This is a genomic window from bacterium, from assembly GCA_028820935.1.
Lineage (GTDB): Bacteria > Actinomycetota > Acidimicrobiia > Spongiisociales > Spongiisociaceae > Spongiisocius.
Genome location: JAPPHZ010000039.1, coordinates 1 through 25,664, shown reverse-complemented (window position 1 = coordinate 25,664; position 25,664 = coordinate 1). Strand labels below are relative to the sequence as shown.

Below are 25,664 nucleotides of genomic sequence, written 5' to 3'. Positions count from 1 at the left end.
ATCAACCTCCGAGAACCGCGTCCGCGGCCAGAGCATCAGCGCCCAGGATCACCACCGCATCGAGACTGTCGTCCACCGAACCCGCCTCCACCAGCCCGAAGCCCAGCATGTCCACCACCTGCCGGCCGATGTCGTGGTCCTGGGGACGCACCCTCACCACCGTGCTATCGAAGTCGAAGGAGGCTGCGTCCCCTACCCCGACCGACCTGGACACCCCTTCATGATCCTCGAACCAGGCCGCCCACTGGCTGGCCTGCTCATCGCCACCGTTGCCGTTCAGCACCTTGAGGCGAAGTTCCTGGTCCTGTACGGGTTCCGGCGCGCCGGTGGGCGCGGCCGCACCGATGAAGGCGGCCAGGACCTCGGTAGCCTCGGGCTCTCTCGGATGCAGGTAGTAGACACCGTTCTCCGTGCTCTCCCAGACCGGGAGCGAGTAGACCTGGATGTTGCCCCCGTTCAGGTTGCGCGCTGCCCAGCCCAGTTCCAGGAGACGCTGGGTGTCCAGACCGGCATCGATGACCAGATGCTCCCCGGCGGCTCGGAGCACGGCCGGGATATCGAACACGATCGTCCAGCGCTTGGCAGACTCCAGCATGGCGAACAGCAGGCTCTGCTGGCGGCGGATCCTGCCGAGATCGTTGGCGTCGATGCTGACCCAGGCGTTGCCCCGGCGCTCCTGGTAGCCCCGGGACCGGGCGTAGGCCAGCGCCTCCTTACCGTCCAGGAGTTGAACTCCGGCGTCCACGTCGAGGCCGGACTTGAGGTCGCGGGCCGGGTAAGCGAAGGTGATCTCGACCCCGCCCAGGGCATCGACGATGCTGGCGAACCCGTAGAAGTCCATTTCCACGTAGTGATCGATCTGGACGCCGGTCAACTCCTCCACCGTCGAGACCATCAGGTCGCCCCCACCCAGCGCGAGGGCGGCGTTCAGCTTGACGACCCCGTACCCGCCGAGATCGACCTGCAGGTCACGGGGCAGGCTGAGAACCCTGGCTTCGTCGCCGTCGAGGGTGGCGAGCATGATGACATCGGCCCGGTTGCCGTCCAGCCGGTCGTTGATCTCCAGCTCGTCGGGGAGACCTTCGCGCGTGTCGCCCCCGACGATGAGAAAGGTAACCGGCGCCAGGAGTTCGGGCGGAGCCTCTTCCACGCCGGGGGTACCGGCATCGGCAGGGATGGTGGAACCCGGCGCGTTGGTCGCCACCGGCGCCGCCGGCGCCACCGGCGCCACCGGCTCAGGCTCCCGGGCCAGGCTCGGGATAGAAGTGGTCGGAATGGCCTCGATGGCCTCCCGCGCACTCACCAGGTAATAGAAGATTCCGCCGAACACCACCACGTTGATGACGATCAGGCCGATGATGAGCCGCATCCACCGCCGTCGGGTTGGCGACGGTCCGGACGCGTCAGTGCTCTCGTTGGTGGGATCTTGAGTGGTCATAGGAGGACAGCCGATGTTACTCCTGCCGGCTGTCATCCACAGCAGTATCCGTGGATGCCCAAGACGGGGATGATCCGACGCGCCCCCCACCGAACACCTACCCGCTTCCGTCCCTCGCAGTACCCGTGCTCCCACCCCGTCGGCACCCGGCTGTACCACAACCCCCCACCGGTTGTCCTCTGGCCAGGATGGCCGTCATGCCTCCATCCGGAGCCGGATCCACCGGTCTCCCTCCCTTCGCCGAATTACCATGGCCGCCCACATGGCCTCGCCTCTATCAGCCGCTTCCCTGCACGCCCGCATCCTTCCCCATCTCGGCTGGACCGTGGCTTCGCTCATTGCCATGGCGGTGCTCGTGGCCTGGCTACCCGACCTGAATCTCCCTCTCGGTGACAGCGACGACGGGCGTCTTCTCGCCCGCTTCGGGTTGGCGGCCCGCAACTTCTGGGAGCTCGGACCCTTGGAGTCCGGCTTCGGCGCCCGCGTAGATCCGTACATCCGCGGCGAGTACGGGGTTGAACCGGGAGCGGCGCCTCCGATGGAGGCCGTGACCTACGCCCACCATCCTCCGCTCCAAGTCTTCTTCGCTATCCTCGCTGTCGGGATGCTGGGAGACAGTCCGGCCTCGCTGCGCATCCTCGGTTTCCTGGTGGGCGCGGCGACAGTGCTGTTCATGGCAGCGGTGGGTCGGAACCTCGGCATGGCGTGGACTCCGATCCTCCTCGCCACGGGAGCCATGGCAGCCACCGGATTCTTCTTCGTCTACGGAAGGATGGGCGGAGGCTTCTCCCTGATCGCGGCCTCGCTCGCCATGGTAGTGCATCTGCGGGAGGCGGACGATCCGCCCAAGTGGATGCTGGCGGGCGCCGCAATCCTGTCGTGCCTCACCGCCATGCAGTCCTGGATTGCCATCGCCGCGCTGGGTCTGGGGGTGATATGGCTGGCCGCCGCCAAGCGCACTTCGGAGGCCACCCGGTACGTGGCGTTCGGGGCCCTCGCAGGCCTGGCCGTCACCGGATTATGGCTCCTGGCCAACACCCCGACCGCCGAGCTGGCTGGGCAGGTGACCACTCGGGTCGACACCACCGGCTACACGATGGGAGAGTTCCTCGCCCGCCAGTGGCGCTTCGCGGGAGAACTTACCCCCGTGTGGTGGCGCGCTCTGGCCCCCTTCGCTCTCGTCGCCGGCCTTGTCGATCGCCGCACTCGGGTGCCCGTGGCAATCACGCTGTCGGTGGCGGCGGCCCTAACCTTCGGGACGAGCCAGGGCGCCTGGGTTCACCGCCTCTGGAACTTCCCATGGCTGGCCCCGATCACTATCGGGACCATGGCCCTCGCCGACATGGTGCGGCGGACCATCCGCGGCCGCCGGGCCGCGATCCTGGCCGCGCTGGGATCGATCGTGGTGGTCGTCACGTTCCACGGCCTCTTCTTCGGCCCGACCCGTGACACGTACTTGCGTACCCCCGCCGCGGCAGGCGCCATCGTCGCCCGGGTGCCAGCACCGGAGGGCCTCATGTGGGTCGCACCCGGCATCCCGACGCCACGCTGGATCTCCTATCACCTCGACGTCCCGGTATGGACGATCGAGGAGCGCCACGCGGATCAAGTCGGCTCGGACGACCTCGTGCTGGCGCGCATCGACAGGAACCGAGACTGGCTCATACTTCCCGACGAATCCCTTGTCGACAAGGGTCACTACCGGCTGGTGGCTGGAGCCAAGACGCAGGATCGATAGACGAAAGTCGAGGAACCTCCCGAGGCGCCGGGCGGAGCAGGATGCGTAGTCTCACTCCGTGAGACTCCAAGGACGGGCTGCTCTCATAACCGGGGCAGGGTCGGGAATCGGCCGGGCCGCCACCGAGTTGTTCTCTAGCGAGGGCGCCGGGGTTGCGATACTCGATCGCGACGCGCCGGCCGCAGGAGCCACCGCCTCATCCATCTCGACCATGGCGCGCAAGCCCATCCGGTGGTCGCCAACGTGTCCTCACCGGAGGCGGTTTCACGTGCAGTCGCCCGCACCGCCCGGCTTCTCGCACGCCTCGACATCGTCTTTCAACAACGCCGGCATCGCACCGTCCGGTTCGGTCCTGGATGCGAACGAGGATGATTGGGATCGGTGCTACGCAGTCAACGTCAAAGGCAAGCACCTCACCTCTCGAACCGCCATCCCCCACCTGCAGGCCGCCGGCGGCGGATCGATCATCAACCAGGCATCCGTAGCCGCCCTCGTCGGGACGGAGGGCCTCGCCGCCTACAGCGCCGCCAAGGGTGCGGTGGTCTCGATGACCCGCGCCTCGGCGATGGACCTCGCTCCGCTGAGGATACGTGTGAACGCCATCTGTCCGGGCGTCGAGCACACCCCGATCATGGAACGACTGATGTGGCAGCGCGGGGGTGGCAGCCTCGAGCGCGGGCTCGAGACCACGGCCGCCAAGCACCCGATCGAGCGCGTAGCAACACCGATGGACATCGCCGGCGCCGCGCTACTCCTGGCATCGGACGACGCCGCCTTCGTCACCGGCGCCACCCTCACCGTGGACGGCGGCATGACCGCCCGGTAGCCGGATCCGGACGGATGGCCGCACATCTCAAGTCCCCGGACGGGTCACCGGCTTCGGTCAGGGCGCCTACCGGCAGGTGAGCTGCTACCGGTTCAGGGTGGCGGACAGCAGGCCGAGCAAACGGGCCAGCGTGTCGCCGGTGGCGGCGTGATGGTAGGAGTCGGCATCGTCATCCAAGTAGTCGTGTCCGACACCGTCGTAGAGGATCCATCTGCCGTGAGGGTTGAGCCGCTGCGCCTCGTCGACCCCGGCGGGGGGTACCAGGTGGTCATCCGCCCCGTAGAGGCCCAGGACCGGCATCGGAAGCATCTCCAGGGCCTCCACCACCGGCAGGCGCCTTTCCTCATCACCGGCCAGAGGGGCATACGCCACGCAGAGCGCCCCCACCGCTCGCTGCCGGTGTGCGGCATAGATGATGGCGAACCGACCCCCCACGTCGATCCCCACCACGCCGATCCTGCCGGTACGGGCCCAGCCGGCCGGGTCGGCGAACGCGAAGGCCACCGCATCGTCGATGTCCGCCAGGGCGCGGCGATCCCGGATCGCGTGGTAGGTGGCGACCAGGTCTTCGAACGGCGCCTTCGGTCCGGGATGAGCGCCCCGGGTCAGGTCCGGGACCAGGACGGCGTACCCGTTGCGCGCCAGCCTGCGCGCGAGATCCTTGACGAAGGGCGTGATCCCCTGGAGCGGGGGCAGCAGCACCACCAGCGGGTAATCGCCGATCCGGTCCGGACGGGACAGGTACCCGTTGGAGAACCCGGACCCGGACGGCATGGCGAAGTCACGATAGAGAATCTCGATCGTTCCCTCATGCTGGAGAACCGCCATGCCACCTCCTGTACGGGTCCCGGGCAGAAGCTGCGAACGGCTCTCAATCGTAGCCAGCGAACCGGGTACGGCTGAACCCGTCGTCTCGGAGCTCCGAGACCGCCGCCGAGGTCAGCGTCCGCCGGCCGGTGGACGGATCCGGTTCCGGGATCGACTTCCGGCTCGCTCAGGACGCCGAAGCCGCCGCCGGAAGGAGCGTATCATCACCGCCGTGAGACTCCGAGGACGCGCCGCTCTCATAACCGGCGCCGGGTCGGGCATCGGCCGGGCCACCGCCGAACTGTTCGCGAGCGAGGGCGCCGGGGTTGCGATACTCGATAGCGACGCGCCGGCCGCCGAAGCCGCCGCTGCAGCCATCTCGGCCACCGGCGGGGAGGCCCATCCGGTGGTCGCCGACGTGTCGTCGCCGGACGATGTCTCCCGAGCCATTGCCAGCTCCGCCCAACTCCTCGGACGCCTCGACATCGTCTTCAACAACGCCGGCGTCGCACCATCCGGGTCGGTTCTGGATGCGGACGAGGACGAGTGGGATCGGTGCTTCGCGGTCAACGTCAAGGGCGTCTACCTCACCTCTCGGGCCGCCATCCCCCACCTGCAGGCCGCCGGCGGTGGATCGATCATCAACCAGGCATCCGTAGCCGCCCTGATCGGGATGGCAAACTTCTCCGCCTACAGCGCCGCCAAGGGTGCCGTGGTCTCTCTCACCCGCGCCATGGCGATCGACCTCGCTCCCTTCGGGATCAGGGTGAACGCCCTCTGCCCCGGCGCCGTCCACACACCGGTCATGGAGCCGCTCATGCGCAATCACGGGGGTGGCAGCCTCGAGCGGGGACTGGAGATCACGGCCGCCAAGCACCCAATCGGGCGCCTAGGGACAACGAGGGAGATTGCCGGCGCCGCGCTGTTCCTGGCATCGGACGACGCCGCCTTCGTCACCGGCGCCACCCTCCCGGTGGACGGCGGCAGAACCGCCTGTTAGCCGGCTCAGGACACTCCTGACGGATCGCACCGCCGGAAGCGGGATCAGTTGTCCCGCAACTCCGAGACTGCCGCCGAGGTCAGCGTCCGCCGGCCGGTAGCCGTCTCTACCACCAGACCCCCGTCCGGCGAGATGTCGACCGCCGTCCCGGCACCGTCCGGGACCCAGGTGACCGATCGCCCGAGTGTGGAGCATCGACGGCGGTATTCGTCATGCGGCCAATCGCCCGGCTCGCCCGCCAGCAGGGGAAGGAACTCCTCGACCCACCGGTGGGAGATCTCAACCCCTGCTTCCGGGCCGGGATCGGAGTCGAACACGGCGCCCGTACCCTCCGGAGCGTCCGGCCAGAACAGGTTGGCGCCCCATCCCGCCACCACCGTGTCGCCCGAGGCCTCGGTGAGCAGGCCGCCCAGCTTGAGCGGCCCGCGCATCAGATCGTTGGGCCATTTGAGCATGAGGTCCCGTCCCGGATCCCCCAGCGCTCGCAGGCCCGCCACGCCCGCCACCAGCGTCAGGAGCGGCCATGAGGACGGAGGCCAGTGCGGCCGGACTCCGAGGGAAGCCGCCAGCGCTCGCGGGGCGTTCGACCAGCGCGCACCCGAGCGTCCTCTCCCCCGGGTCTGCGACCGCGCCACCACCAGCAGGGGCATCGATCCGCGCCGGGACCACACCTCGTCCTGGGTGGAGGTGGTCCGGTCGAGTATCAGCGTCTCGTAGGGTGTAGCCATCGGCAGCCGGTAAGGGTCTAAGGGTCGAGTTCGAAGGATACGCGCCCGAGCGCCAGGCGCCGGGCCGGGTGGTGACGCGCCCGACTCCGCACGCGGAGAATCGTTGCGGGCGGGCGCAACGCCTAACCTTGAACGCCGCCCCATAGGCAGGACAAACACGGAAAGCCGGACGACTTTGGGAACCGAACAGCGCATCGAACAGCTCCGAGAACTCCGCCGCCAGGCCGAGGGCGGAGGATCCCGGCGCGCCGTGGACCGCCAGCGCGAGAAGGGCAAGCTGACCGCCCGGGAGCGGATCGCGCTCCTGCTCGACCAGGGGAGTTTCCAGGAGATCGACACGTTCGTCCGGCACCAGTCGCGCGGCTTCGGCCTCGAGGACCGGCGCCCGCTCGGGGATGCCGTGGTGACCGGCTACGGAACCGTCAACGGCCGGACCGTCTTCGTCTTCGCCGAGGACTTCACAGTTTTCGGCGGGAGCCTCGGCAAGGCGGTAGCCGACAAGATCACCAAGGTGATGGACATGGCCATGAAGGTCGGGGCGCCGGTGGTCGGGCTGAAGGACTCCGGCGGCGCCCGCATCCAGGAAGGCGTGCAGTCGCTGGACGGATACGGGAGGATCTTCTACCGCAACGTGATGGCCTCCGGGGTGATCCCCCAGGTGTCGGTCATCATGGGCCCGTGCGCGGGAGGAGCGGTCTACTCCCCCGCCATCACCGACTTCGTATACCAGGTGGGCGGCACCAGCCACCTGTTCATCACCGGTCCCGACGTGATCAAGGCGGTCACCGGCGAGGAGGTCACCTTCGAGGACCTGGGCGGCGCCAACACCCACGCCTCAATCTCGGGAGTCACCCATTTCGTCTCCGAGACCGGCGCCGATGCCCTGGATGACGTCCGCTACCTGCTGTCGTTCCTCCCCCAGAACAACATGACGCCGCCCCCCTATTTCCCGCCCGACGACTCACCGGACCGGGCGGACGACCGGCTGGACTCGATCATTCCCGACTCGCCCAACCAACCCTACGACATGGTGGAGATCATCGAGTCCGTAGTGGACGAGGGCGAGTTCTACCAGGTCCACGAGCATTGGGCGCAGAACATCGTGGTGGGGTTGGCCCGGCTGAACGGTCATTCCACGGGCATCGTGGCCAACCAGCCGAGCCATCTGGCCGGGACGCTCGACATCGGAGCATCACAGAAAGCCGCCCGGTTCGTCCGGATGTGCGATGCCTTCAACATTCCCATTGTCACCTTCGTGGACGTGCCCGGATTCCTGCCGGGTGTGGAGCAGGAGCACGGCGGCATCATCCGCCACGGCGCCAAGCTGCTCTACGCGTATTGCGAGGCGACCGTGCCCCGGGTGACGGTGATCACCCGCAAGTCCTATGGAGGCGCCTACCTGGTCATGAACGCGCGCGGTGTGGGCGCCGACCTGGTCTACGCCTGGCCGTCGGCCGAGATCGCGGTGATGGGCGCCCAGGGCGCGGTCAACATCATCCATCGCAAGGAGATCGCCACCGCCGCCGACCCCGATGCCAAGCGGGACGATCTGGTCGAGGAGTACGAGGACCGCTTCGCCAACCCCTACGTGGCTTCCGAACTGGGCCTGGTGGACAGCGTCATCGAGCCGCGAGAGACCAGGGTGCTTCTCATCAGGGCGTTCGACATGCTGCGCGACAAGCGTGACTCGCTACCGCCCAAGAAGCACGGCAACATCCCGCTCTAGGAGGGTACGCAATATGTGCCGTTGGCCCGATGTCCGGCAATAGAACCCCTGGTCACAGGGTCGCAGGCCAAGCTATCCCCGTCGATTTCGGACCCTCCTGAGACCCCCATGCCGAACCGGAGCCTGAGCATGAACTCCCTCCTGGTGGCCAACCGGGGGGAGATCGCGGTACGGGTGATCCGGACCGCGGCCGAGCTGGGCTTGCGGACGATCGCGGTGTATTCGGAACTCGACCGGGACGCCCTGCATGTGGAGCTGGCCGACGAGGCCTGGAACATCGGCGGTCCTCCCGCCTCGGAGTCCTACCTGAACGCCCGGCGCATCATCGATGTCGCCCGACGCTCCGACGCCGACGCCATCCATCCCGGATACGGGTTCCTTTCCGAGAACGCCGGATTCGCCCGCATGGTGGAGGATGCGGGCATCACCTGGGTGGGGCCGCCGGCCCGCGCCATCGAGTTGATGGGCGACAAGATCCGGTCCCGTCAGACCGCGGAGCGGGCCGGGGTGGCTCCGGTGCCCGGGACCACCGAGGCTGTCCGCAGCCTGAAGGAGGCCGCCCCGACCGCCTCGCGAATCGGCTACCCGATCGCGGTGAAGGCCTCCCACGGCGGCGGGGGCAAGGGTCTGCGGGTGGCTGCCAACCGCAAGGAACTCGGCAACGCTATCGAGGGGGCCCGGAGGGAGGCGGAGGCGTACTTCGGCAACCCGGCCGTCTACCTGGAGGCCTACCTCGACAGGGCCCGCCACATCGAGGCCCAGATCATCGTGGACGGGCACGGCAACGCCCGCTTCCTCGGTGAACGGGACTGCTCGGTACAGCGCCGTCACCAGAAGCTCATCGAGGAGGCGCCCTCCACGCTGCTTACCCCTGAAGGCCGGAGGGAACTCGGCGAGGCTGCACTCGCCATCGCCGACGCCTGCGACTACACCAACGCCGGCACCGTCGAGTTCCTGGTGCGGCCCGACGGGACGTTCTACTTCCTCGAGATGAACACCCGCCTCCAAGTGGAGCACACGGTGACCGAGATGGTCACCGGAGTCGACCTCGTGGCCGAGCAACTGGCGATCGCCGACGGCCATCCGCTCTCCTTCGACGAGACCCCGGTGGTCGGCCACGCCATCGAACTACGCATCAACGCCGAGGACCCCGCCAACCGGTTCCGCCCCTCGCCGGGGACCGTGACCGAATACCAGGAACCCGGCGGTCCCGGCGTGCGGGTGGACTCGTGGATCACCCCGGGTACCACGGTCAGCCAGTACTACGACAACCTGCTGGCCAAGCTGGTCGTGTGGGGCCGGACCCGGGAGGCTGCGATAGCCCGGGCCGAACGCGCTCTGGACGAGTACCGCGTGGCGGGCGTGGCCACCACCCTGCCGGCCCACCGAGCGGTGCTGTCCCACCCGGTCTTCATCAGCGGGGAAGCCCACACCCGGTTCGTGGAAGAGGAGCTGTTGCTCGACCCCGAGCCGTTCGACCGGGGCGAGGCCCGACCCACCGAGGATCGGGGGCCGGGCCGCGAGATGACGGTGGAGGTGGGCGGGCGCAAGTTCGACGTGACCTTCTGGCCCCCGGCGGCGCCGGACCCGGCCGGCGGAGATCGCCCGATGCGGCGCCCGCCGCAGCGGCGGGCCGCCGGAGGGCCGGCCTCCACCGAGCGCGGCATGGTGCTGTCCCCCATGCAGGGAACCATCGTCAAGGTGTCGGTCAAGGCAGGAGACCGGGTGACGGCCGATCAGCAGATCTGCGTCCTCGAGGCCATGAAGATGGAGAACGAGATCAAGAGCCCCATGGACGGGGAACTGGTGGAGTTGAAGGTCCGACCCGGCGACACCGTCCGCACCAACGAGGTCGTAGCCATCATCCGCTAGTTGTCGGTCCTACGGAGATGGTTGACAACTGAAGTGATGTGTGGTTGATGTGTAGCGTACTATACGGCCTGTAGTGGTTTCCTCAGCGCCCTACCGGTTAATTCCCCCAAACGCTCGCTGCTACACGACCCGGCCGGCGGCGGTTTCGACCATCAGGGTGAACGGTCCGTTGTTGCGGAGGTCCACCTCCATCATCGCTCCGAACCGTCCGGTCGCCACCTCCACGTCCAGGGCTCTCACCGCCTCCACGAACTCGTCAACGAGCTGTTCGGCCTGCTCGGGCCGGGCCGCCTCGGTGAAGCTGGGGCGCCTGCCGCGCCTCACATCGGCATACAGCGTGAACTGGCTCACCACCAGCATGGCGCCTCCCACGTCGATGAGCGACCGGTTGAACCGGCCGTCCTCATCGGGGAAGATGCGCAGCCCCACCACCTTGCGGGCCAGCGCCACCGCGTCGGCGCCGGTGTCGGCCCGGCCGGCGCCCACCAGGGCCAGGAGCCCCACCCCGATCTGCCCGATCACCTCGCCGCCGACCGATACCGAGGCATGATCCACCCGCTGGATGAGCGCCTTCACCGGATCCTCCCCCCAGTATCTTCGTCCAACGTGATCGACAGGGCCACGTCGAAGACGGCCTCGTTGGCAGCGTCCAGCCGCGCCTGCTGCGCCTCGGTGAGCGGATCGAGGAAGCTCCGGTCCTGGTCCAGCTGATCCCATACCACCAGCAGAGCGGTGGCGGCGAAGCCCGAATACCGCGCCACCGCGTAGAGGGTCGCCGCCTCCATGTCCACCGATCCGTAGCCTCGGTCCCGCCAATCGGCCACCATCGCCCCGCTCTGGGCGAAGATCGACACCCAGGACAGGTGCAAGGAGTCGGCCGCCCTGACATCCCGTTCCATGAGCCGGCGACGGCCCAGCGCGGTGAGGTCCGGATCGGCCTCGACGGTGTCGGATGCCCCGTACAGATGCGCCACCCCCTCCCTGGCCACCGCAACTGACGGCACCACCACATCGCCGGTGGACAGCCCGGCGTGAAGAGCCCCGCAGGTTCCGATCATCACCATGCGCGGCGTCCCCAGCACCCCGAACAGATGGGCCGGCTCCACCGCGCGGGGTGCCCCGTACACGCAGGAGTAGACCACCGGTCTCCCCCGCCGGTAACCGAGGAACATGTCGGGGAAGGCCAGCTCGCGCACGTCCTCCAGCCGGCTGAGCCGCCAGGCGGTGCGCTGCTCTCTCCACCAGGAGCCCTCCAGGATCACGGCATGGGGGATATCGTCGTCCGTGATACCGAGCGCCGCCATCCACTCGTCACGACCCAGGTCCATGACCGCCCTATGCCGGGCCACCGGAAGCTCCTTCCCGCACCTGCCGAGGTCGCGCCCAGGCGTACCAGCCGTAGGACCACAGGGCGCCCATGAGCACCGATCCGGCCAGGAACAGGAAGGCGGCGTCCCAATCGTCCTGGCCGACCAACCTGCCCATCACCGGCGACCCGGCTCCACCACCGAGGTTAAATGCCAGGGCGAACACTCCTGAGGTCAGGCTCATCTGCCCCGCGGCGCCGACCCGGGGATACAGTCCCAGCACCACGGATGACGAGGCTCCCACCAGGGCGGTGGCGGCCGCCACGGCCGCGAAGCCGCTCGCGAGACCGCCGACCCCGGAGATCGTGGCCAGCGCCGCGGCGGTCAACAGGATCACCGTCCCGCCCCTCAAGACCGCCCCGGGCCCGTGGGAGATCCGGAGGAACCAACGGCCCACCGCGATCGTCACGACGATGGACACGGCGGGCATGGCCGACGATAGGAGACCCGCCCGGCCCACCGACAGGCCGTGTACCTCGACGAAGTAGGTCGGGGTCCAGACGATGAGCGCCACGTAAGCCACCCCCAGGGCCGCCGACGGCGGGAGCAGCCGGATCGCCGCCGAGACGGACCGGGAGGCCCGATCGGCCGGAGAAGCTGCGGGGACAGGGTCCCGCACCCCGATCCACCAGACCACCCCGACCGGGACGAGTACCAGGGAGGCGGCCAGGAATACCGCGTCCGCTCCGCCCCGTTCGATGATGAGCCCGCCCACCGCGAAGGTAAGAGCGGTGCCGGCCACGAAGCACGATCCGAACGAGGCGATCACCCGAGCCGACCGGCCCTCCTCCACCCACCGGCCCAGCGCGCCTGCCAGAGGAGTCCAACCCATGGCCTGGAACACGCCGTTGGCCGACCAGATCACCAGCGCCAGCCGGAAGTCCCCGGATCCCAGGACGAAGGCCGCGTTGAGGAGCCCGCTGCCTACCAGCCCGAGACCCACCAGCGCCCGGGCCCCGAAGCGATCCGCCAGGCGGCCGACCGGAACCGCGGACAGCGAGTAGACCCAGAAGAATCCGGCCGCCAGGGCCCCGATCTCGGTGGCGGACAGGCCCGCCTCTTCCTCGAGCCGGGGCACGGCCACCGAGAAGTTGACCCTCCCCAGGTAGTAGAGGGCATAGACAGACCATCCCGAGGCGACCAGCGCCCAACGGGTCGCCGCCGGGGTGGGGGGCAACCGACCGCCTATTCCTGGGAGGAGGAGGCCGGCCCGATCACCCAGATCTTGTTGGAATCGAAAGTGACCGGCACCTCGTCCCCGTCATTGAACAGCTTCACCTGCCCCGGATCCGTGATCGCCTCCACCTCTATGTCGCCCAGCGTGACCCGGAACCGGGCATACCGCCCGACGTACACGTGCGATCTGATCCGTCCCATCACCGAGTTGCCTCCGTCGGCGCCCAGCGTCACCGCCTCGGGGCGGATGCTGAGCACCGCATCACCGCCGGCCACCGCCGACCGCGGCGCCCGGAACCGGCCGATCGCGGTGGCTATCTCTCCCCCCTCGTAGTGGCCCGGAATGAAGTTGGTGCCACCGAAGAACTTGGCTATCTCGATGGTCTGGGGCGACTCGAAGAAGGCGTCCGGAACGTCGAACTGCTGTAGCCGCCCGTCGAACAGCAGGGCGATCCGGTCGGCCAGCACCACCGCTTCCTCCTGGTCGTGGGTGACGAAGACGGTGGTGATCCCCATCTCGGTCTGTATGCGGCGGATCAGCTCCCGCATCTCGTCCCGCAGATGGGCATCGAGGTTACTGAGGGGCTCGTCCAGCAACAGGACGTTCGGTTGGACGATCAGCGCCCTGGCCAGGGCGATCCGCTGCTGCTGGCCGCCGGAAAGCTGCCGCGGCTTGCGATCCTCGAAACCGGGCAGCTGCACCAGGTCCAGCATGTCGGTCACCCGCGTGCGGATCTCCTTGCGGTCCACCTTGCGCATCTTGAGACCGAAGCCGATGTTCTCGGCGATGGTCATGTACGGGAACAGCAGGTAGTTCTGGAACACCATCACCGCTCCCCGGTCCTCGGGAGGGATGCTCAGGATCGAGCTGCCGTCGAAGCTGATGTCGCCCGAGGTGGGCCGGAGCAGGCCGGCGATCATCTTCATGGTGGTGGTCTTGCCGCACCCGGACGGCCCGAGGAGAGCGGTGAGCTTGCCGGACTCGATCTCCAGATCGAGTTGGTCGACCGCCGGAGGCGACTTCTCGTCGAACTGCTTGGTCAGCGCGCTGAGGGTTACCTGGGTCATATGTTTCCGATACCTCCTACGGCGGCGTTGTCTCCGGACAGGTAGCGCGAACTCAGCAGCAGGACGATCACCGCCGGCAGGATGAAGACCACGCTCAGGGCGCCGGCGATAGCCGGGTCCGAGCGAACGAATCCGAACAGCAGTAGCGGCAGGGTCTGTACCTGCCCGCCCCCGATGAGCAGCGTCAGCACGTACTGGCTCCACGAGATTATGAATGCGAACAGGGCTCCCACCACCACGCCGGGGAAGATGGCCGGCAGGGTGATGTGGAGCTGGGTGGCCAGGCGACTCGCTCCCAGCGAGCGGGCCTGCAGCTCGAAGTCGGTGTCGTAGTTGGCGAACACCCCCGACATGACCAGCGTCATATACGGGAGGGTGGGCACCAGGTGGACGAGGATGACACCAGGGATGCTGTTGGACAGGCCGGCCCGGATGAACAGCACGTGGATACCGAGCACCACGGCTAGTCCCGGGACGATTATCGGGGCCAGGATCATCCACTCCACCAGCCGCTTGCCCCTGAACTCGTACAGTCCCAGCGCCCGGCCGGCCGGAACCCCCAGCAAGATGGACATGGCCGTGACAACCAGGGCGATGAGCGCGGTGTTCCACGCCACGCCCAGCACATCGTTGTGGGGCGTGATCACCTCGGTCCAGGCGCGGGCGCTGTACTCGGTGGGGAGGATGGCAGGGTAGAACCACCGGAAGCTGATCGACCAGATGAACAGGGGGACTATCGGCGCAACGAGGAAGGCCAGCAGGCCGGTGATTCCCACCCAGCGCCCGGTAACCCGCCAGGGGAAACGGCGTCCCTCCCGCGTGTCGGCGGTGACGGCGGTCATCCGGTAGCCGCCCGTGGGCAGTGGCCGGTCGACGGGTGCAGGTGGGCGGTGGTCGGCATGCAGCTAGCTCCTCACGTACCGGCGAGACACCTTCATGTACGCCAGGATCATCAGGCTGCTCATCACCGCGATGACCATCGCCATCGCCATGGCCTGCGGCCGGGCCGCCAGATCGACATCGGTGTAGCTCTCGAAGGCCAGCACCGGGAGGGCCTTGGGGAAGGTGGACCCGAGCAGCCACGGGATCTCGAAAGCGCCGAACGTGAAGGCGAAGACGATCACCGAGGCGGACACCACTCCGGGCATTATCAGCGGCAGGGTCACGTTGCGGAAGGCCTGCCATCGGTTGGCGCCCAGCGAACGGGCCACCGACTCGTAGTCCTCCCCCACCGATAGAAGGATCGCCAGGACGATCACCCCGATGAACGGGATCTCCTTCCACACGTACTGGATGATGATGCCGATCGCCCAGGGATCGTTGACCATGGCCGGGAAACCCGCCGGGCTGTCGATCAGGCCTGCCCCCGTGGCCAGGCGGGAGACGAGGCCGCTACCCGAGAACAGGTAGAGAACGCCCACCGCCCCCACCAGATGCGGGATGGTGAGGTTGAGGGAGAAGATGAACTGGACGAAGCGCTTCCCCCGGAAGGCGGGCCGGAGGAGCATCGCCGAAGCCACCGCCAGGATGCTGGCAATGAGCGTGGAGGTGAAGGCGATGTGGAAAGTGAGGATGAAACTCCGGATGAACCCGGTGTCGGTGAAGATGATGGTGTAGGCATCGAAGTTGAAGTCGTTGAGCCCGATCAGCGGGAAATAGCCCAGGCTGCGCAGAAAACCGGTGATCAGCCCGCCCATGAACAGGAGCAGGATCACCAGGATGGCCGGTGCGAGGAGCAGCGCGATGGTGAGGCGCTGCGCGGCCTTCTCCGAGAGCACCCTCCCCGTCAGCCGAGGTGTCCTAACCGCCACGTTCCATCCTTCTGTGTGTCAGATGAACCAGATCGCCGGGCCACCCCCTCGACGACAAGTCGTGGGAAACGCAGACCGGCGTGTGAAGGGCCGGGGTCATAGGCCCGATGAAGACCTTGCCCCCGGCCCTTCCCACGATCCGGCTGTCTAGTTCTGGGCTACGTTCTGGACCCAGCCTTCCTCGATGATCGGTACCCAGTCACCGAGCAGTTCACCCAAGGACCTGATCAGTCCCGGATCAACCACCGACGGGTGCCGGGGCACGTCGGCGAAGTGCGACTGCGAGGCCGCGTTGAGCACGTTGATCTGGCCCCAGACGTCGGGATAGGCCTTCTCCAACTGGCCGTCGATGCTCAGCAACAGGTCGGCCACCACCAACGCCGCCGCCTTGTTGGGCGAGTTGTAGGGGATGGTCACGAAGTTGGTGTTACCGATCTGGCCGCTGTCCAAGCCGTACGTGCGAGTCGACTCGGGGAACAGGCCGCTGTCCACCTTGGAACCGGCCGCTGCCGGGCCGTAGGCCAGGAAGTGGCTGACCTCCTGGTTGGCGTACAGCTGCTCGAGGGCGGGCTGATCCACCGGGTAGGTCTCCCCACCGCGCCACAGGCAGGGCTCGACCGCGTTCAGGGTCGCCCACGTGGCAGGCGCCACCTGGTCGTAGAGCGCCTGGTCGAAGGGGATCCCGACCATGTCGGTGTGCCCGCCGGGCAGGATCTTGTCGGCCTCGTTGTAGAACACGTGGCGCACGAACACGCTACCGGTGAAGTCCGGCGGGGCCGGGTACGTGAAGGTCCCCGGGTTCTCGCAGGCCTGGGCCAGCAGGGCGTCCATGTCGGCCGGAGGATTGGGCACGAGGGCGCTGTTGTAGAACACCGCCGACTGGGCCTGGTTCCACGGAACCTCGCACTCGTCCACCGGGGTGCCGAAGTCGAATGCGATCGGTCCGGCTTGCTGGTCCACGTTGGCCATGCTGGGCATGATGTCCCAGTAGCCGCAGAAAAGCAGACCGGCGTTCTTCATGGTCTTGAAGTTCTCGCCGTTGATCCAGATCATGTCCACTGAACCGCTGGCGAACTCGCCGGCCTCGGTCTCGCTGATCACCGTGTCCACCGCGTTGACGGTGTCGGTGATGCGCACCTGGTTCAGGTCGATCCCGTAGCGCTCCATAGCCTGTTCCTTGACCCAACCGTTGATGTAGCCGTTGATGACCGCGCTACCGCCCCACATGAACCAGTTGAGCCTGGTGCCGTTGGCAGCTGCCACGATCTCGTCCCACGACATTCCGGCCAGCTCGGAATCACTCAGGTCCAGGAGGCCCGGCCCGGAGGGTCCCATCGGCTCGGCCTCGACCGGTACCTCGACCTCGACCTCGACCTCGACCGTCTCGGTCACGATCGACGTGACCACGACTTCCTCGGTGACCACGACTTCCTCGGTGACGACCACTTCCTCGGTCACCACTTCGGTCACCACTACTTCCACCTGCTCGGTCACGATCGACGTGACCACCACGGTCTCCGGAGTGGCGTCCTCGGCGCCGCAGGCCGCGGCCACCAAGGCGATCACCGAGAGCAACGCCGCCAGGCGCAGCAGTCCTTTGTTTCTGTTTGTCCCGCGCATACGCGGCATTCCTCCTTGCTTGCTCATTTTCGGCCGAACCGATGACCCACCGATCATTCGTACTCGAGAGCGACCGGCTGGTCGGCCCGGCGTTCTACTCTACGGCTCCTCGCCGCTAGGTGCTCCCTCTCACCGTCAAACAATTCGCCTCGACCATTCCCCCGCTCGACTCCGGGTCAACCCGAGGGAAGGCGCCCCAACACCTCGTACAGCCTGCGTTCCGCCGTCCGCATCTCGTGGGCCATGTTCAACTCCCGGATCCGGTCGAACTCGGGAAACCCCGCTCGCTGCTCCGCCGCCCACTCACGAGCGAACGAACCGTCCTGGATGTGGGAGATGATCGATTTGAGGCGAGACCTCTCGGCTTCCTCCCGCTCGGGAGCGAGCCGCGCGGTAACTTCCTGCCCGTACTGGCTCGTACGGGAATGTAGCGTGATCTGGTCCCAGAGGCCAATGTCGCGATAGGCCTTGGCGGTCTCGATCCCCTCCCCCGAGGCGTAGAACTCCAGCATGGCCACTTCGGGGCTGCACCCGGCCTCCACCAGCACTTCGCAGTAGCGGCGCACCGCGTAGAGGTATCCCACCTGCTCGGCGAACAGGTCCACGGTCGCCTCCTCGAGAAAACTGGATTCGATCACGCCCATCCGGGTGGATCCGATCCCTTCGCATAGGGCCAGCATCCGCTCGAAGGCCGTGCCGGTTGCGGCTTGATGTACGGCGATGAGGCTCGGGAACCCTTCACCGCTCAGGTAGGTGTCCCTGACCCCCGCTCCGATCATGCGGGGCGCGATCAGCACCACGTCCACGTCGGCAGGGGGCTCGATCAGGTCGAAGGCGATGTTGTAGCCGCTGGCGAAGACCACCATGTCGCCCGCGGCGAGGTTCGGACCGATGTCCCGCTCGAATACCTTGGGCATGACCTCATCGGGCACCAAGAGAAAAGTGATATCGGACCGCGCCACCGCCTCGCCGACCGGAAGCACCTCGAAGCCGTCCCGGAGGGCAGCCTCGTAGGACTCGTCCCGGCGGCTCCCCACGGTGACGCTCAGGCCGCTGTCCCGCATGTTGAGGGCCTGGGAGCGGCCCTGGTTGCCGTACCCGACTATGCACACGGACTGGCCGGCCACATGGCGCACGTCGGAGTCCTCCTCGAAGTACATCCGGGCCATCAGCCGTTCCCTCTCCCCGCGCCGGCTACGTCGATCATCACCTTGACGGCGCCGGAGGACACGCTGAGGGCGGTGTCCATCGCTTCGGAGGCCCGCTCCAGGGGGAAACGATGGCTGACGAGCCTCGTCCCGTCGATCCGGCCCGATGCCAGGAGGGATATGGCCTCCGGGAAGGCGTCCCGACCGAGGTAGACGGGGATGACGGTCGCCTCCATGGACTGGGCCAGCAGCAGGTTGAACGGGATCCGCTCTTCGGTGTTCACCCCCACCGCCACCACCCGACCGCCGGGCCGTACCAGGCGCATGGCTGTCTCGAGGGTGCGCGGGCTACCGACCGCCTCGAACACCACGTCGGCTCCGAGCGGCTCAGTCACCTCGAGAATCTCCTCCGGTTGCAAGCCTCCGACGTTCACCGATGTCGTTGCGCCCATCTCCGTCGCCAATGCCAGCCGTCCCTCGTCCAAGTCGGTGGAATGCACCGCGCCGGCCCCGTAGGCCAGGGCGACCGCCAGGATCAGAAGGCCGATCGGGCCGGCGCCGATGATCAGCACCGTCTCTCCCGGCCGCACCTCGCCGCGCCGTACCGAGTGGACCGCTATGGAGGTCGGCTCCACCAGGGCGCCGAGGGCGAAGTCCATCCCCTCCGGGAGCGAGTGGGCGCCGCGCGCCGGCACCGCGACCAGGTCCTGGAGAGCACCGTCGGTGTGGGGCGACCCGGTGAATCGCATGCCGGGACAGAGGTTGTAGACGCCTCGCCGGCACGGGTCGCAGGCCTCGCAGGGCACGATGGGCTCCACCGCGATGTGATCGCCGACCCGGGTGCCGCCCACTCCCTCACCGAGCTCCGTAACGACGCCGGCGAACTCGTGACCCAGAACGTGCGGGCGCCGGACCCGCCAGGTACCGATCCTCCCGTCCTTGTAGTAATGGAGATCGGAGCCGCAGATGCCCACCAGCCGGGGCGCCACCAGCACCTGACCCGGACCGGGGGACGGCGCCGGCCGCTCCCGGATCTCGATACCACCTTCGGGAAGCAGGCAGGCTGCTCTCATACGTCCTCTCCTCCTCGCTCCGCTCGCCCGGTCACCGCGACGCCAGGATGCGGTCCTGGTCGTCGAGCTTGACGATCAGATCGTGGTAGACGGCGTCCCGGTCGATGCCCACCGCCTCCAGCATCAGCGGCCCGTCGGGTCGGGCCTGCCAGACCAGGTCGTCGCCGAGGTGAGGGGTCCTCGTGGTCCGCGTCGGCACCCAGCTGCGGTCGATCAGCCAGGCGATGTTGATCAGGTCCCAGACCACCCAGGACTGCCCGGGGAATGGCTTGACGCCGCGCTGGATCCAGATGGGATTGTGGACGTAGAGGTGGTAGAGGTAGTCGCCGATCTCGCCCTTGCCCTTGATCCAGGCCTCCGCCTCGGGATGCGAGAAGTTCAGCTGGGCGCCGATGTGGTATCCGGGCAGGTAGACCAGCGGCACGCCCGACGAGAAGAGCAGCCGGGAGGCATGGCGGTCCTGCACCAGGTTCAGGGAGGGGGTGTTGTCGAGGTCGACCCAGGTGGGATACCCGGAGGTCCAGTTGACCACCATACGGGAGGCGATCTCGGGCGCCATGAGCAGCGCCGAGGTGACGTTGGTGACGCATCCGATGGCCACCACATGCAGCACCCGCTCGTCATCGGCCAGCGCCGCCTCGATGATGCGGTGGGCGCCCTCGCTCTCGACCGGGACATCAGGCGCCGGCATGTAGCGGTCCGACCCGCGGAACACCAGGCCGTCGCCCGCGATCCCCAGCTTGCCGAGCACGCGGTGGATCTCTTCGTACGACTTCTCCATACCCTCGGCCGGACCCACCAGTTGCAGGTCCTCGGGCTCGATTCCCTGGGCCACCAGGTGGCGAACCCATCCTTCGTACTTGTTCTCCACCGCGCCGGTGGTGGTGCCGGCCCGGAGAGCCTCCAGTTCGGCCACCAACTCCTCCCGCATGTGGAGGTGCCCGAACGGCTCGGCGACGATCGCCTCCACCTCGATACGCTCGGGCGACAGCAACGCCCAGGCCAGGGCGAACTGGTCATCGATCTCGTTGGCGGTGTCGGTATCGATGAGAACCCGGGCCGGCCCGGGACGGTCGGCGAACATCTCCAGCCGCCGCTCGTCGCTGACGGTAGGGAAGAAAGTCATCAGGCACCTTCCACGGGCGTACCAGCCCTAGAGGCTGGATTACCCACAATTTACACCCGGCGCGAGGACCCCGATTCCGGACCGACGGCCCCGGGGACGATCCGTCATCCGACGGTGGTGGGAGGCCGAGAACGGCGCCTTCGCCGAGGAGGAGCTCGCCCGAGCCCGAGCCCGCATGTACGGCGAATGACCCTCGTCCTCGACACGGACGCCAGACTGTCTCGGCAAACCACGGTCCCGTAGACCGGCCGATCGGCGCGGGCCGGCCACGGCACGGGCTTCGAATTGGGGATGGGCATTCGATCCACTAAACCGGTCACGCATCCCGAGCGAAGGTCCGGAACCGAATGACCGCCGATCCCCTATCCGACGCCGTCAAGCCTGCCCGGCCCTTCCTCGGCTGGCGGATCGCCGGGCTGGCTGTCATCACGGGCGCCATGACCGGCCCCGGCCAGACCATCGGCGTGTCCGTTTCGATCGACCCCCTGATCGCCGAGCTGGGCCTGAGCCGGCCCCAGGTATCGGCCGCCTACCTGGTCGGCACGCTGGCGGGCGGCGCCGCCCTGCTGCCAGTGGGTAGCTGGATCGACCGGGTCGGGACCCGCCGCGCCATGAGATGGATCGGGGCGGCGTTCGGTCTAGGCCTGGTCGTCATGGCGGGCGTCCAGGGCTTCGTGACCCTGGCGATCGGGTTCACCCTCATCCGCTGGCTCGGCCAGGGGGCCCTGACGCTGGTGAGTTCGCTGGCCATAACCCACTGGTTCGAGCGCCGGCGCGGCCGGGTGTTCGGGGTCACCTCACCCACCATCAGCGGCCTGATGAGCCTCACCCCGCTGATTCTGGGGCTGGCCGTGGCGGCCTACGGCGTCCGCGTCGCCTGGCTGCTGGCCGCCGCCGCCGTCTGGATGGTGGTCATACCAATCGGGCACTTCGGGATCATCGACCGCCCCTCCGATGTCGGTCAACGTCCCGACGGCTACAAGCGGCCGCCCCCCACCGTCGTCGCGGCCGCCGCGACCGCCCGCACTCCCGCCACGCGCGGCCAGGCCATCACCCAACCCCGGTTCGTTCTGATGGCGTGCGTCATCGCCACGTCTTCCATGGTGGCCACCGGGCTCAACTTCCACCAGATCTCGATCCTGACCGGAGCCGGCCTGTCCGCCACCCAGGCCGCGGCCATGTTCGTGCCCCTGGTCACGGGCATGATCACCGCCGGCCTGGCCGTCGGGGCTCTGGCCGACCGGATCCCCGCCCGGGTGCTGCTGGCGGGTTCGATGCTCTTCCTTATATGCGCCCTGGCGATGGTCGGGCGCCTCGAGCAGGGCTGGCAGGCGTTCGCCTACACGGTCCTCCTCGGCGCCGGGGGCGGAGCACATTTCCCGCTCGTCCCCACGCTGTTGCCCCGCTGGTTCGGCCTCGCCAACATCGGGGGCATCCAGGGCGTCTCCATGCTGATCATGGTGGCGGCATCAGCCGCCGGACCCGTCACCGTAGCGCTGCTGGCCGCCGGCACCGGGGGATACGGAGCGGCGGCCTGGTGGCTCACCGCCATCCCGCTGGCCACCGGTCTGGGCGCTCTCTGGATCACCGAGCCGGCGTAGACACCGCGAAACCCGCAGGCGGTCGCCGTTCCCCGGAGCGGAGCCGCCGGGCCACTCATGGGTACACTCCGAGCCGGAGCGACCGGAGTGCCGGATGCTCGGCCGGGGCGTGGTCCGGGCTGCCATCCCGGTTCTCTTCGGAGGTTGTGTGATGATCCTGTTCGACAATTGCCGGTTCCTGATCGCCACGCCCGACCCTGACGGCATCATCGAGGACGGCTGGGTGCTCGTCGACGGACCGCTCATCCACTCGGTGGGCGGGCCTGAGGATTCGCCGAAGGACGAGGTCGTCAAGCGGGGCGGCGAGGTGGTGGACTGCGGCGACAGGCTGGTGATGCCGGGGCTGATCGACAGCCACAACCACCTGGCCAACTATGCCTTCAACCTGCTTCCGGGCATCGACCCTTCCTCGCTCGAGTTCAGCGGCATTTCCGAATGCCTGGAGAAGTTCATCTGGCCCGCCTACACGTGGGCTTCGGACGAGAGCACCTACGACATGACCCTGGTGGCCATGTGCAACGCCATCAAGCACGGCACCACCACCATCACCAGCGCCTTCCCGTTCCCGCACGGGTCTTTCCGCGCCGGCGTCGCCTCCGGGATGAGGCTCATCATGCATCCCCAGTCCGTCAGCAACGTCATCCTCGGGGATGGGCTCGACGATGACGGATACCTCGCCCTGACCGAGCAGGTGATCCAGGACTACCACAACGCCGAGGACGGGAGGATCCAGGTCGCCGTCCACCCCCACACCACGTATTCATGCTCGGAAAGGTTGCTGCTCCAAAGCATGGAGCTGGCCGAGCGCTATGACGTGGGGTTCGCCACCCACCTGCTCGAGAGCGCCGCGGATCGCCGCCTGTCCGACGCCCAGTTCGCCTCATGGGGTGGGATAGTTGGCTACCTCCAGGCCAGGGGCCTGCTCCAGGAACGCACCCTGTTCTTCCATTGCGACCAGGTGAACCGGGCAGAAGCGGAGATATTCGCCGAGGCGGGGGTTGCCATCTCGCACAACCCGCAGTCGAACGCGACGTACCACGGCTCGGTGGCCGACGTCCCTGCCCTCCGGGCGGCCGGCGTCACGCTCGGCCTCGGCACGGACATGCCGGCCGGCAATCTGTTCGACAACATCTACACGGCGTATCTCGTCAATGCCATCATCCCGCCGGACCACGAAGGGCAGTTCGAACCCTGGGTCCCGATCGAGCTGGCCACGATCGGGAGCGCAAGGGCCCAGCGACTCGGGGACCGGATCGGGACGATCGAGGCCGGCAAGCGAGCCGACATCATCACGGTGGACCTCCACCGGAACACCACCCTCTACCCCCTGAACGCGGGGAACCTCCTCTACTGGATCGTCACCAAGTGCGCGGGAACCCTGGTGGAGGACACGATGGTCGACGGGAGGTTCCTGCTGCGAGGCGGAGAGTTCACGTTCCTGGACGAGGAGGCCATCGTCGCCCGCTCCGACGAGTGGATGGCCAGGTTCGAGTCGTGGTACCGGGCCCGCAAAGCGGCCGGAGAACCGGTAACCGTGCGGAAGTACCCCGACTACGAGACCCGGTAGCCTCGAAGTAGCCGCCCAACTCCGGCCGATGCGTCCGGAGCCGGTTTATAGCCTTGTCACCAACAGGCGGTAACATCATGGGGGCAGCGAAGGCCGCTTGATCTCCGGGCTGCTGAGCTGCTTTGGGTCACGAAACGACGGCTCTCGTTTGGTGGGATTCCTCCCAGGATCTTCGACTCGCTCAGCGTGCTCGCAGGTGGGTGGGCCACGATTTCGATGTTCCCTTGAACGATTTCGGATGCCATGCCCGGTGACCCCGAAAAACTGCCGGGTGAGGAGAGCAAAGGAGTGAGCATGACGAGTTGGCGGCCCAGGAGCCCATTGGCGTTCTTTGCAGTGCTGTCGCTGCTGGTCGGGATCCTGGCCTCGGTTCCCGTCTCGGCCGGCGCCCAGGATTCGGAGGGGGGCGACACCTTCGTCCTCACCATCCTGCACAACAACGACGGTGAGTCGAAGCTCCTGCCCGACGACGGTTCGGATCCGGGCGTGGCCCGCTTCGTGGCGCTCATGAAGCAGCTGCAGGCCGGGGCCGCCGGTAGCGGTGTCGTGACGCTCACCTCGGGCGACAACTTCCTCGCCTCCCAGGAGTTCGGCGTCTCGCTGGCCCGGGAAGGTCCGCTGTACGACTCGGTCGCCCTGAGCGGCGTGTACGACGCCATGGCCCTGGGCAACCATGACTTCGACATGGGCCCGGAGGTGACCGCCCGGTTCATCAAGGGTTTCGATCCCGCCATCCCGTTCCTGTCGGCCAACCTGGACTTCTCCGCCGAGCCGGAGTTGCAGGCGCTGGTCGACGAGGGCCTGATCGCCCCCAGCACCGTGATCGTCACCGGTGGCGAGCGGGTCGGGGTAGTCGGCGCGGTGACGCCGATGCTGCCGAACATCTCGAGTCCCCGCAACGTGGTGGTCTCGCCTGTGCTGCCCGCCGTCCAAGCCGAGGTCGCAGCCCTGGCGGCTGACGGAGTCGACAAGATCGTCCTGGTCAGCCACCTCCAGGACGTGGCGGAGGAGATCGAACTCGTGGCGAGCCTGTCCGGCGTGGACGTCGTCATAGCGGGAGGCGGAGACGACCTGCTGCGAAACGAAGGTGACACCTGCCTGGCCGACGAGGAGGCGGTGGCGCCCTACCCGATCATGGTGGAGGACGCTTCCGGAACGATGGTTCCCGTAGTGACTGCCCCAGGTGGGTACCGCTGCATCGGGGAACTCAACGTGACGTTCGACGCGGGCGGCAACGTCACCGCCGCCGAGGGCCGTTCCGTAGGGGTCGGCTTCGACCTGGAGCCCGATCCCGGAGTGCAGGCAGGCGTGATCGAACCGCTCACCGCGGCAGTCGCCCTGATCAGCTCCGAGGTCATCGGCGCCAGCGAGGTTGAGCTGGACGGTCGCAAGCCCATGGTGCGGACGGTGGCCACCAACGAGGGCAACCTGTTGGCCGACGCCCTGCGGGCCACGGCTACCAACCTGGCCGAAGGGTTCGGTAGCCGCGTGCCCGATGTCGCTATCCAGAACGGCGGCGGCATCCGCAACGACTCGGTTATCCCGCCGGGTGACATCACGGTCGGGACCACCTGGGACATCGCCCCGTTCCGCAACTTCGTGGTGGTCGGCGAGGTACCCCGCGAGACCTTCCATATCCTGCTCGAGCAGGCCCTGGACCGCCTGCCGGGCGCCGGGGGCCAGTTCGCCCAGGTCGCGGGATTCACCCTCACCTACGACCCCTCGGCCTCCGCCAGGGAGATCGCCAGGGACGGCGACTGCTCCCTGGTCGGCAACCCCGGTGGCCGGGTGCGCGAGGTGGTGCTGGACGACGGCACGGTCATCGTCACCGGCGGCCAGGTCGTGCCCGGTGCTCCCGTGGCGCTCGCCACCATCGACTTCCTGGCCGGTGGCGGCGACTGCTACCCGCTCACCGATATCGAGTTCACCAAGCTGGGCGTCAGCTACCAGCAGGCCCTGGCCAACTACATCT

At 67.7% G+C, this 25,664-nt stretch carries 21 protein-coding genes; 8 read left to right on the top strand and 13 right to left on the bottom strand.

Annotation, left to right across the window (positions count from 1 at the left end; all coding sequences use genetic code 11):
• Position 1 precedes the first annotated feature (1 nt).
• Positions 2 to 1,438 (bottom strand): LCP family protein, encoded by a 1,437-nt coding sequence (locus tag OXM57_11800; GenBank protein MDE0353363.1) that lies wholly within the window; start codon positions 1,436 to 1,438, stop codon positions 2 to 4.
• A 250-nt stretch (positions 1,439 to 1,688) separates the two neighbouring features.
• On the opposite strand from OXM57_11800, the gene OXM57_11795 reads away from it, so the two are divergent.
• Positions 1,689 to 3,176, top strand: coding sequence for a hypothetical protein (locus OXM57_11795; protein MDE0353362.1), 1,488 nt, complete (start codon positions 1,689 to 1,691; stop codon positions 3,174 to 3,176).
• Between the two features lie 58 nt (positions 3,177 to 3,234).
• Positions 3,235 to 4,002 carry an SDR family oxidoreductase gene (locus OXM57_11790; GenBank protein MDE0353361.1) on the top strand — a complete coding sequence of 256 codons (768 nt, stop codon included), beginning with the start codon at positions 3,235 to 3,237 and terminating at the stop codon, positions 4,000 to 4,002.
• Between the two features lie 84 nt (positions 4,003 to 4,086).
• On the opposite strand, the gene OXM57_11785 is transcribed toward OXM57_11790, so the two are convergent.
• Positions 4,087 to 4,830: a dienelactone hydrolase family protein gene (locus OXM57_11785; protein MDE0353360.1), complete on the bottom strand. Its 744-nt coding sequence runs from the start codon at positions 4,828 to 4,830 to the stop codon at positions 4,087 to 4,089.
• Positions 4,831 to 5,041: 211 nt separating this feature from the next.
• Here OXM57_11785 and OXM57_11780 point away from each other — a divergent pair, with 211 nt between their 5' ends.
• Complete coding sequence (locus OXM57_11780; GenBank protein MDE0353359.1) at positions 5,042 to 5,809, top strand: SDR family NAD(P)-dependent oxidoreductase; 768 nt, start codon at positions 5,042 to 5,044, stop codon at positions 5,807 to 5,809.
• A gap of 44 nt (positions 5,810 to 5,853) precedes the next feature.
• Here OXM57_11780 and OXM57_11775 read toward each other — a convergent pair whose 3' ends face one another.
• The gene (locus OXM57_11775; protein MDE0353358.1) at positions 5,854 to 6,537 is read right to left on the bottom strand and encodes a biotin--[acetyl-CoA-carboxylase] ligase; all 684 of its coding nucleotides are present in this window, start codon (positions 6,535 to 6,537) and stop codon (positions 5,854 to 5,856) included.
• Between the two features lie 175 nt (positions 6,538 to 6,712).
• On the opposite strand from OXM57_11775, the gene OXM57_11770 reads away from it, so the two are divergent.
• Positions 6,713 to 8,263 carry an acyl-CoA carboxylase subunit beta gene (locus OXM57_11770; GenBank protein ID MDE0353357.1) on the top strand — a complete coding sequence of 517 codons (1,551 nt, stop codon included), beginning with the start codon at positions 6,713 to 6,715 and terminating at the stop codon, positions 8,261 to 8,263.
• A 129-nt stretch (positions 8,264 to 8,392) separates the two neighbouring features.
• Entirely contained in the window at positions 8,393 to 10,135 is a 1,743-nt protein-coding gene (locus OXM57_11765) for an acetyl-CoA carboxylase biotin carboxylase subunit (protein ID MDE0353356.1), read from the top strand.
• Positions 10,136 to 10,255: 120 nt separating this feature from the next.
• On the opposite strand, the gene dtd is transcribed toward OXM57_11765, so the two are convergent.
• From dtd to OXM57_11715, 10 genes are all read right to left on the bottom strand, one after another.
• Positions 10,256 to 10,711, bottom strand: a complete 456-nt coding sequence (gene dtd / locus OXM57_11760) for a D-aminoacyl-tRNA deacylase (protein MDE0353355.1) — start codon at positions 10,709 to 10,711, stop codon at positions 10,256 to 10,258.
• Positions 10,708 to 11,484 (bottom strand): hypothetical protein, encoded by a 777-nt coding sequence (locus OXM57_11755; GenBank protein MDE0353354.1) that lies wholly within the window; start codon positions 11,482 to 11,484, stop codon positions 10,708 to 10,710. Before OXM57_11755 ends, dtd begins: the two co-directional genes overlap by 4 nt.
• Positions 11,471 to 12,679, bottom strand: coding sequence for an MFS transporter (locus tag OXM57_11750; GenBank protein ID MDE0353353.1), 1,209 nt, complete (start codon positions 12,677 to 12,679; stop codon positions 11,471 to 11,473). Before OXM57_11750 ends, OXM57_11755 begins: the two co-directional genes overlap by 14 nt.
• A gap of 8 nt (positions 12,680 to 12,687) precedes the next feature.
• Entirely contained in the window at positions 12,688 to 13,746 is a 1,059-nt protein-coding gene (locus OXM57_11745) for an ABC transporter ATP-binding protein (GenBank protein MDE0353352.1), read from the bottom strand.
• Entirely contained in the window at positions 13,743 to 14,588 is an 846-nt protein-coding gene (locus OXM57_11740) for an ABC transporter permease (protein MDE0353351.1), read from the bottom strand. Before OXM57_11740 ends, OXM57_11745 begins: the two co-directional genes overlap by 4 nt.
• A 63-nt stretch (positions 14,589 to 14,651) precedes the next feature.
• Positions 14,652 to 15,557, bottom strand: a complete 906-nt coding sequence (locus OXM57_11735) for a sugar ABC transporter permease (GenBank protein MDE0353350.1) — start codon at positions 15,555 to 15,557, stop codon at positions 14,652 to 14,654.
• Between the two features lie 147 nt (positions 15,558 to 15,704).
• Positions 15,705 to 17,177, bottom strand: a complete 1,473-nt coding sequence (locus tag OXM57_11730; GenBank protein MDE0353349.1) for an ABC transporter substrate-binding protein — start codon at positions 17,175 to 17,177, stop codon at positions 15,705 to 15,707.
• Positions 17,178 to 17,353: 176 nt separating this feature from the next.
• A complete protein-coding gene (gene ilvC, locus OXM57_11725) occupies positions 17,354 to 18,346 on the bottom strand; it encodes a ketol-acid reductoisomerase (protein ID MDE0353348.1) in 993 nt (330 codons plus the stop codon).
• Positions 18,346 to 19,398, bottom strand: a complete 1,053-nt coding sequence (locus tag OXM57_11720) for an NAD(P)-dependent alcohol dehydrogenase (GenBank protein MDE0353347.1) — start codon at positions 19,396 to 19,398, stop codon at positions 18,346 to 18,348. The genes ilvC and OXM57_11720 overlap by 1 nt, the downstream gene beginning before the upstream one ends.
• A gap of 31 nt (positions 19,399 to 19,429) precedes the next feature.
• The gene (locus OXM57_11715) at positions 19,430 to 20,524 is read right to left on the bottom strand and encodes a nucleoside hydrolase (protein MDE0353346.1); all 1,095 of its coding nucleotides are present in this window, start codon (positions 20,522 to 20,524) and stop codon (positions 19,430 to 19,432) included.
• Positions 20,525 to 20,871: 347 nt separating this feature from the next.
• On the opposite strand from OXM57_11715, the gene OXM57_11710 reads away from it, so the two are divergent.
• From OXM57_11710 to OXM57_11700, 3 genes are all read left to right on the top strand, one after another.
• A complete protein-coding gene (locus OXM57_11710) occupies positions 20,872 to 22,125 on the top strand; it encodes an MFS transporter (protein ID MDE0353345.1) in 1,254 nt (417 codons plus the stop codon).
• A gap of 94 nt (positions 22,126 to 22,219) precedes the next feature.
• Positions 22,220 to 23,692, top strand: a complete 1,473-nt coding sequence (locus OXM57_11705; protein MDE0353344.1) for an amidohydrolase family protein — start codon at positions 22,220 to 22,222, stop codon at positions 23,690 to 23,692.
• 294 nt (positions 23,693 to 23,986) lie between these two features.
• Positions 23,987 to 25,664: bifunctional metallophosphatase/5'-nucleotidase (locus tag OXM57_11700; protein MDE0353343.1), on the top strand; the 1,678-nt coding region annotated here is incomplete at its 3' end.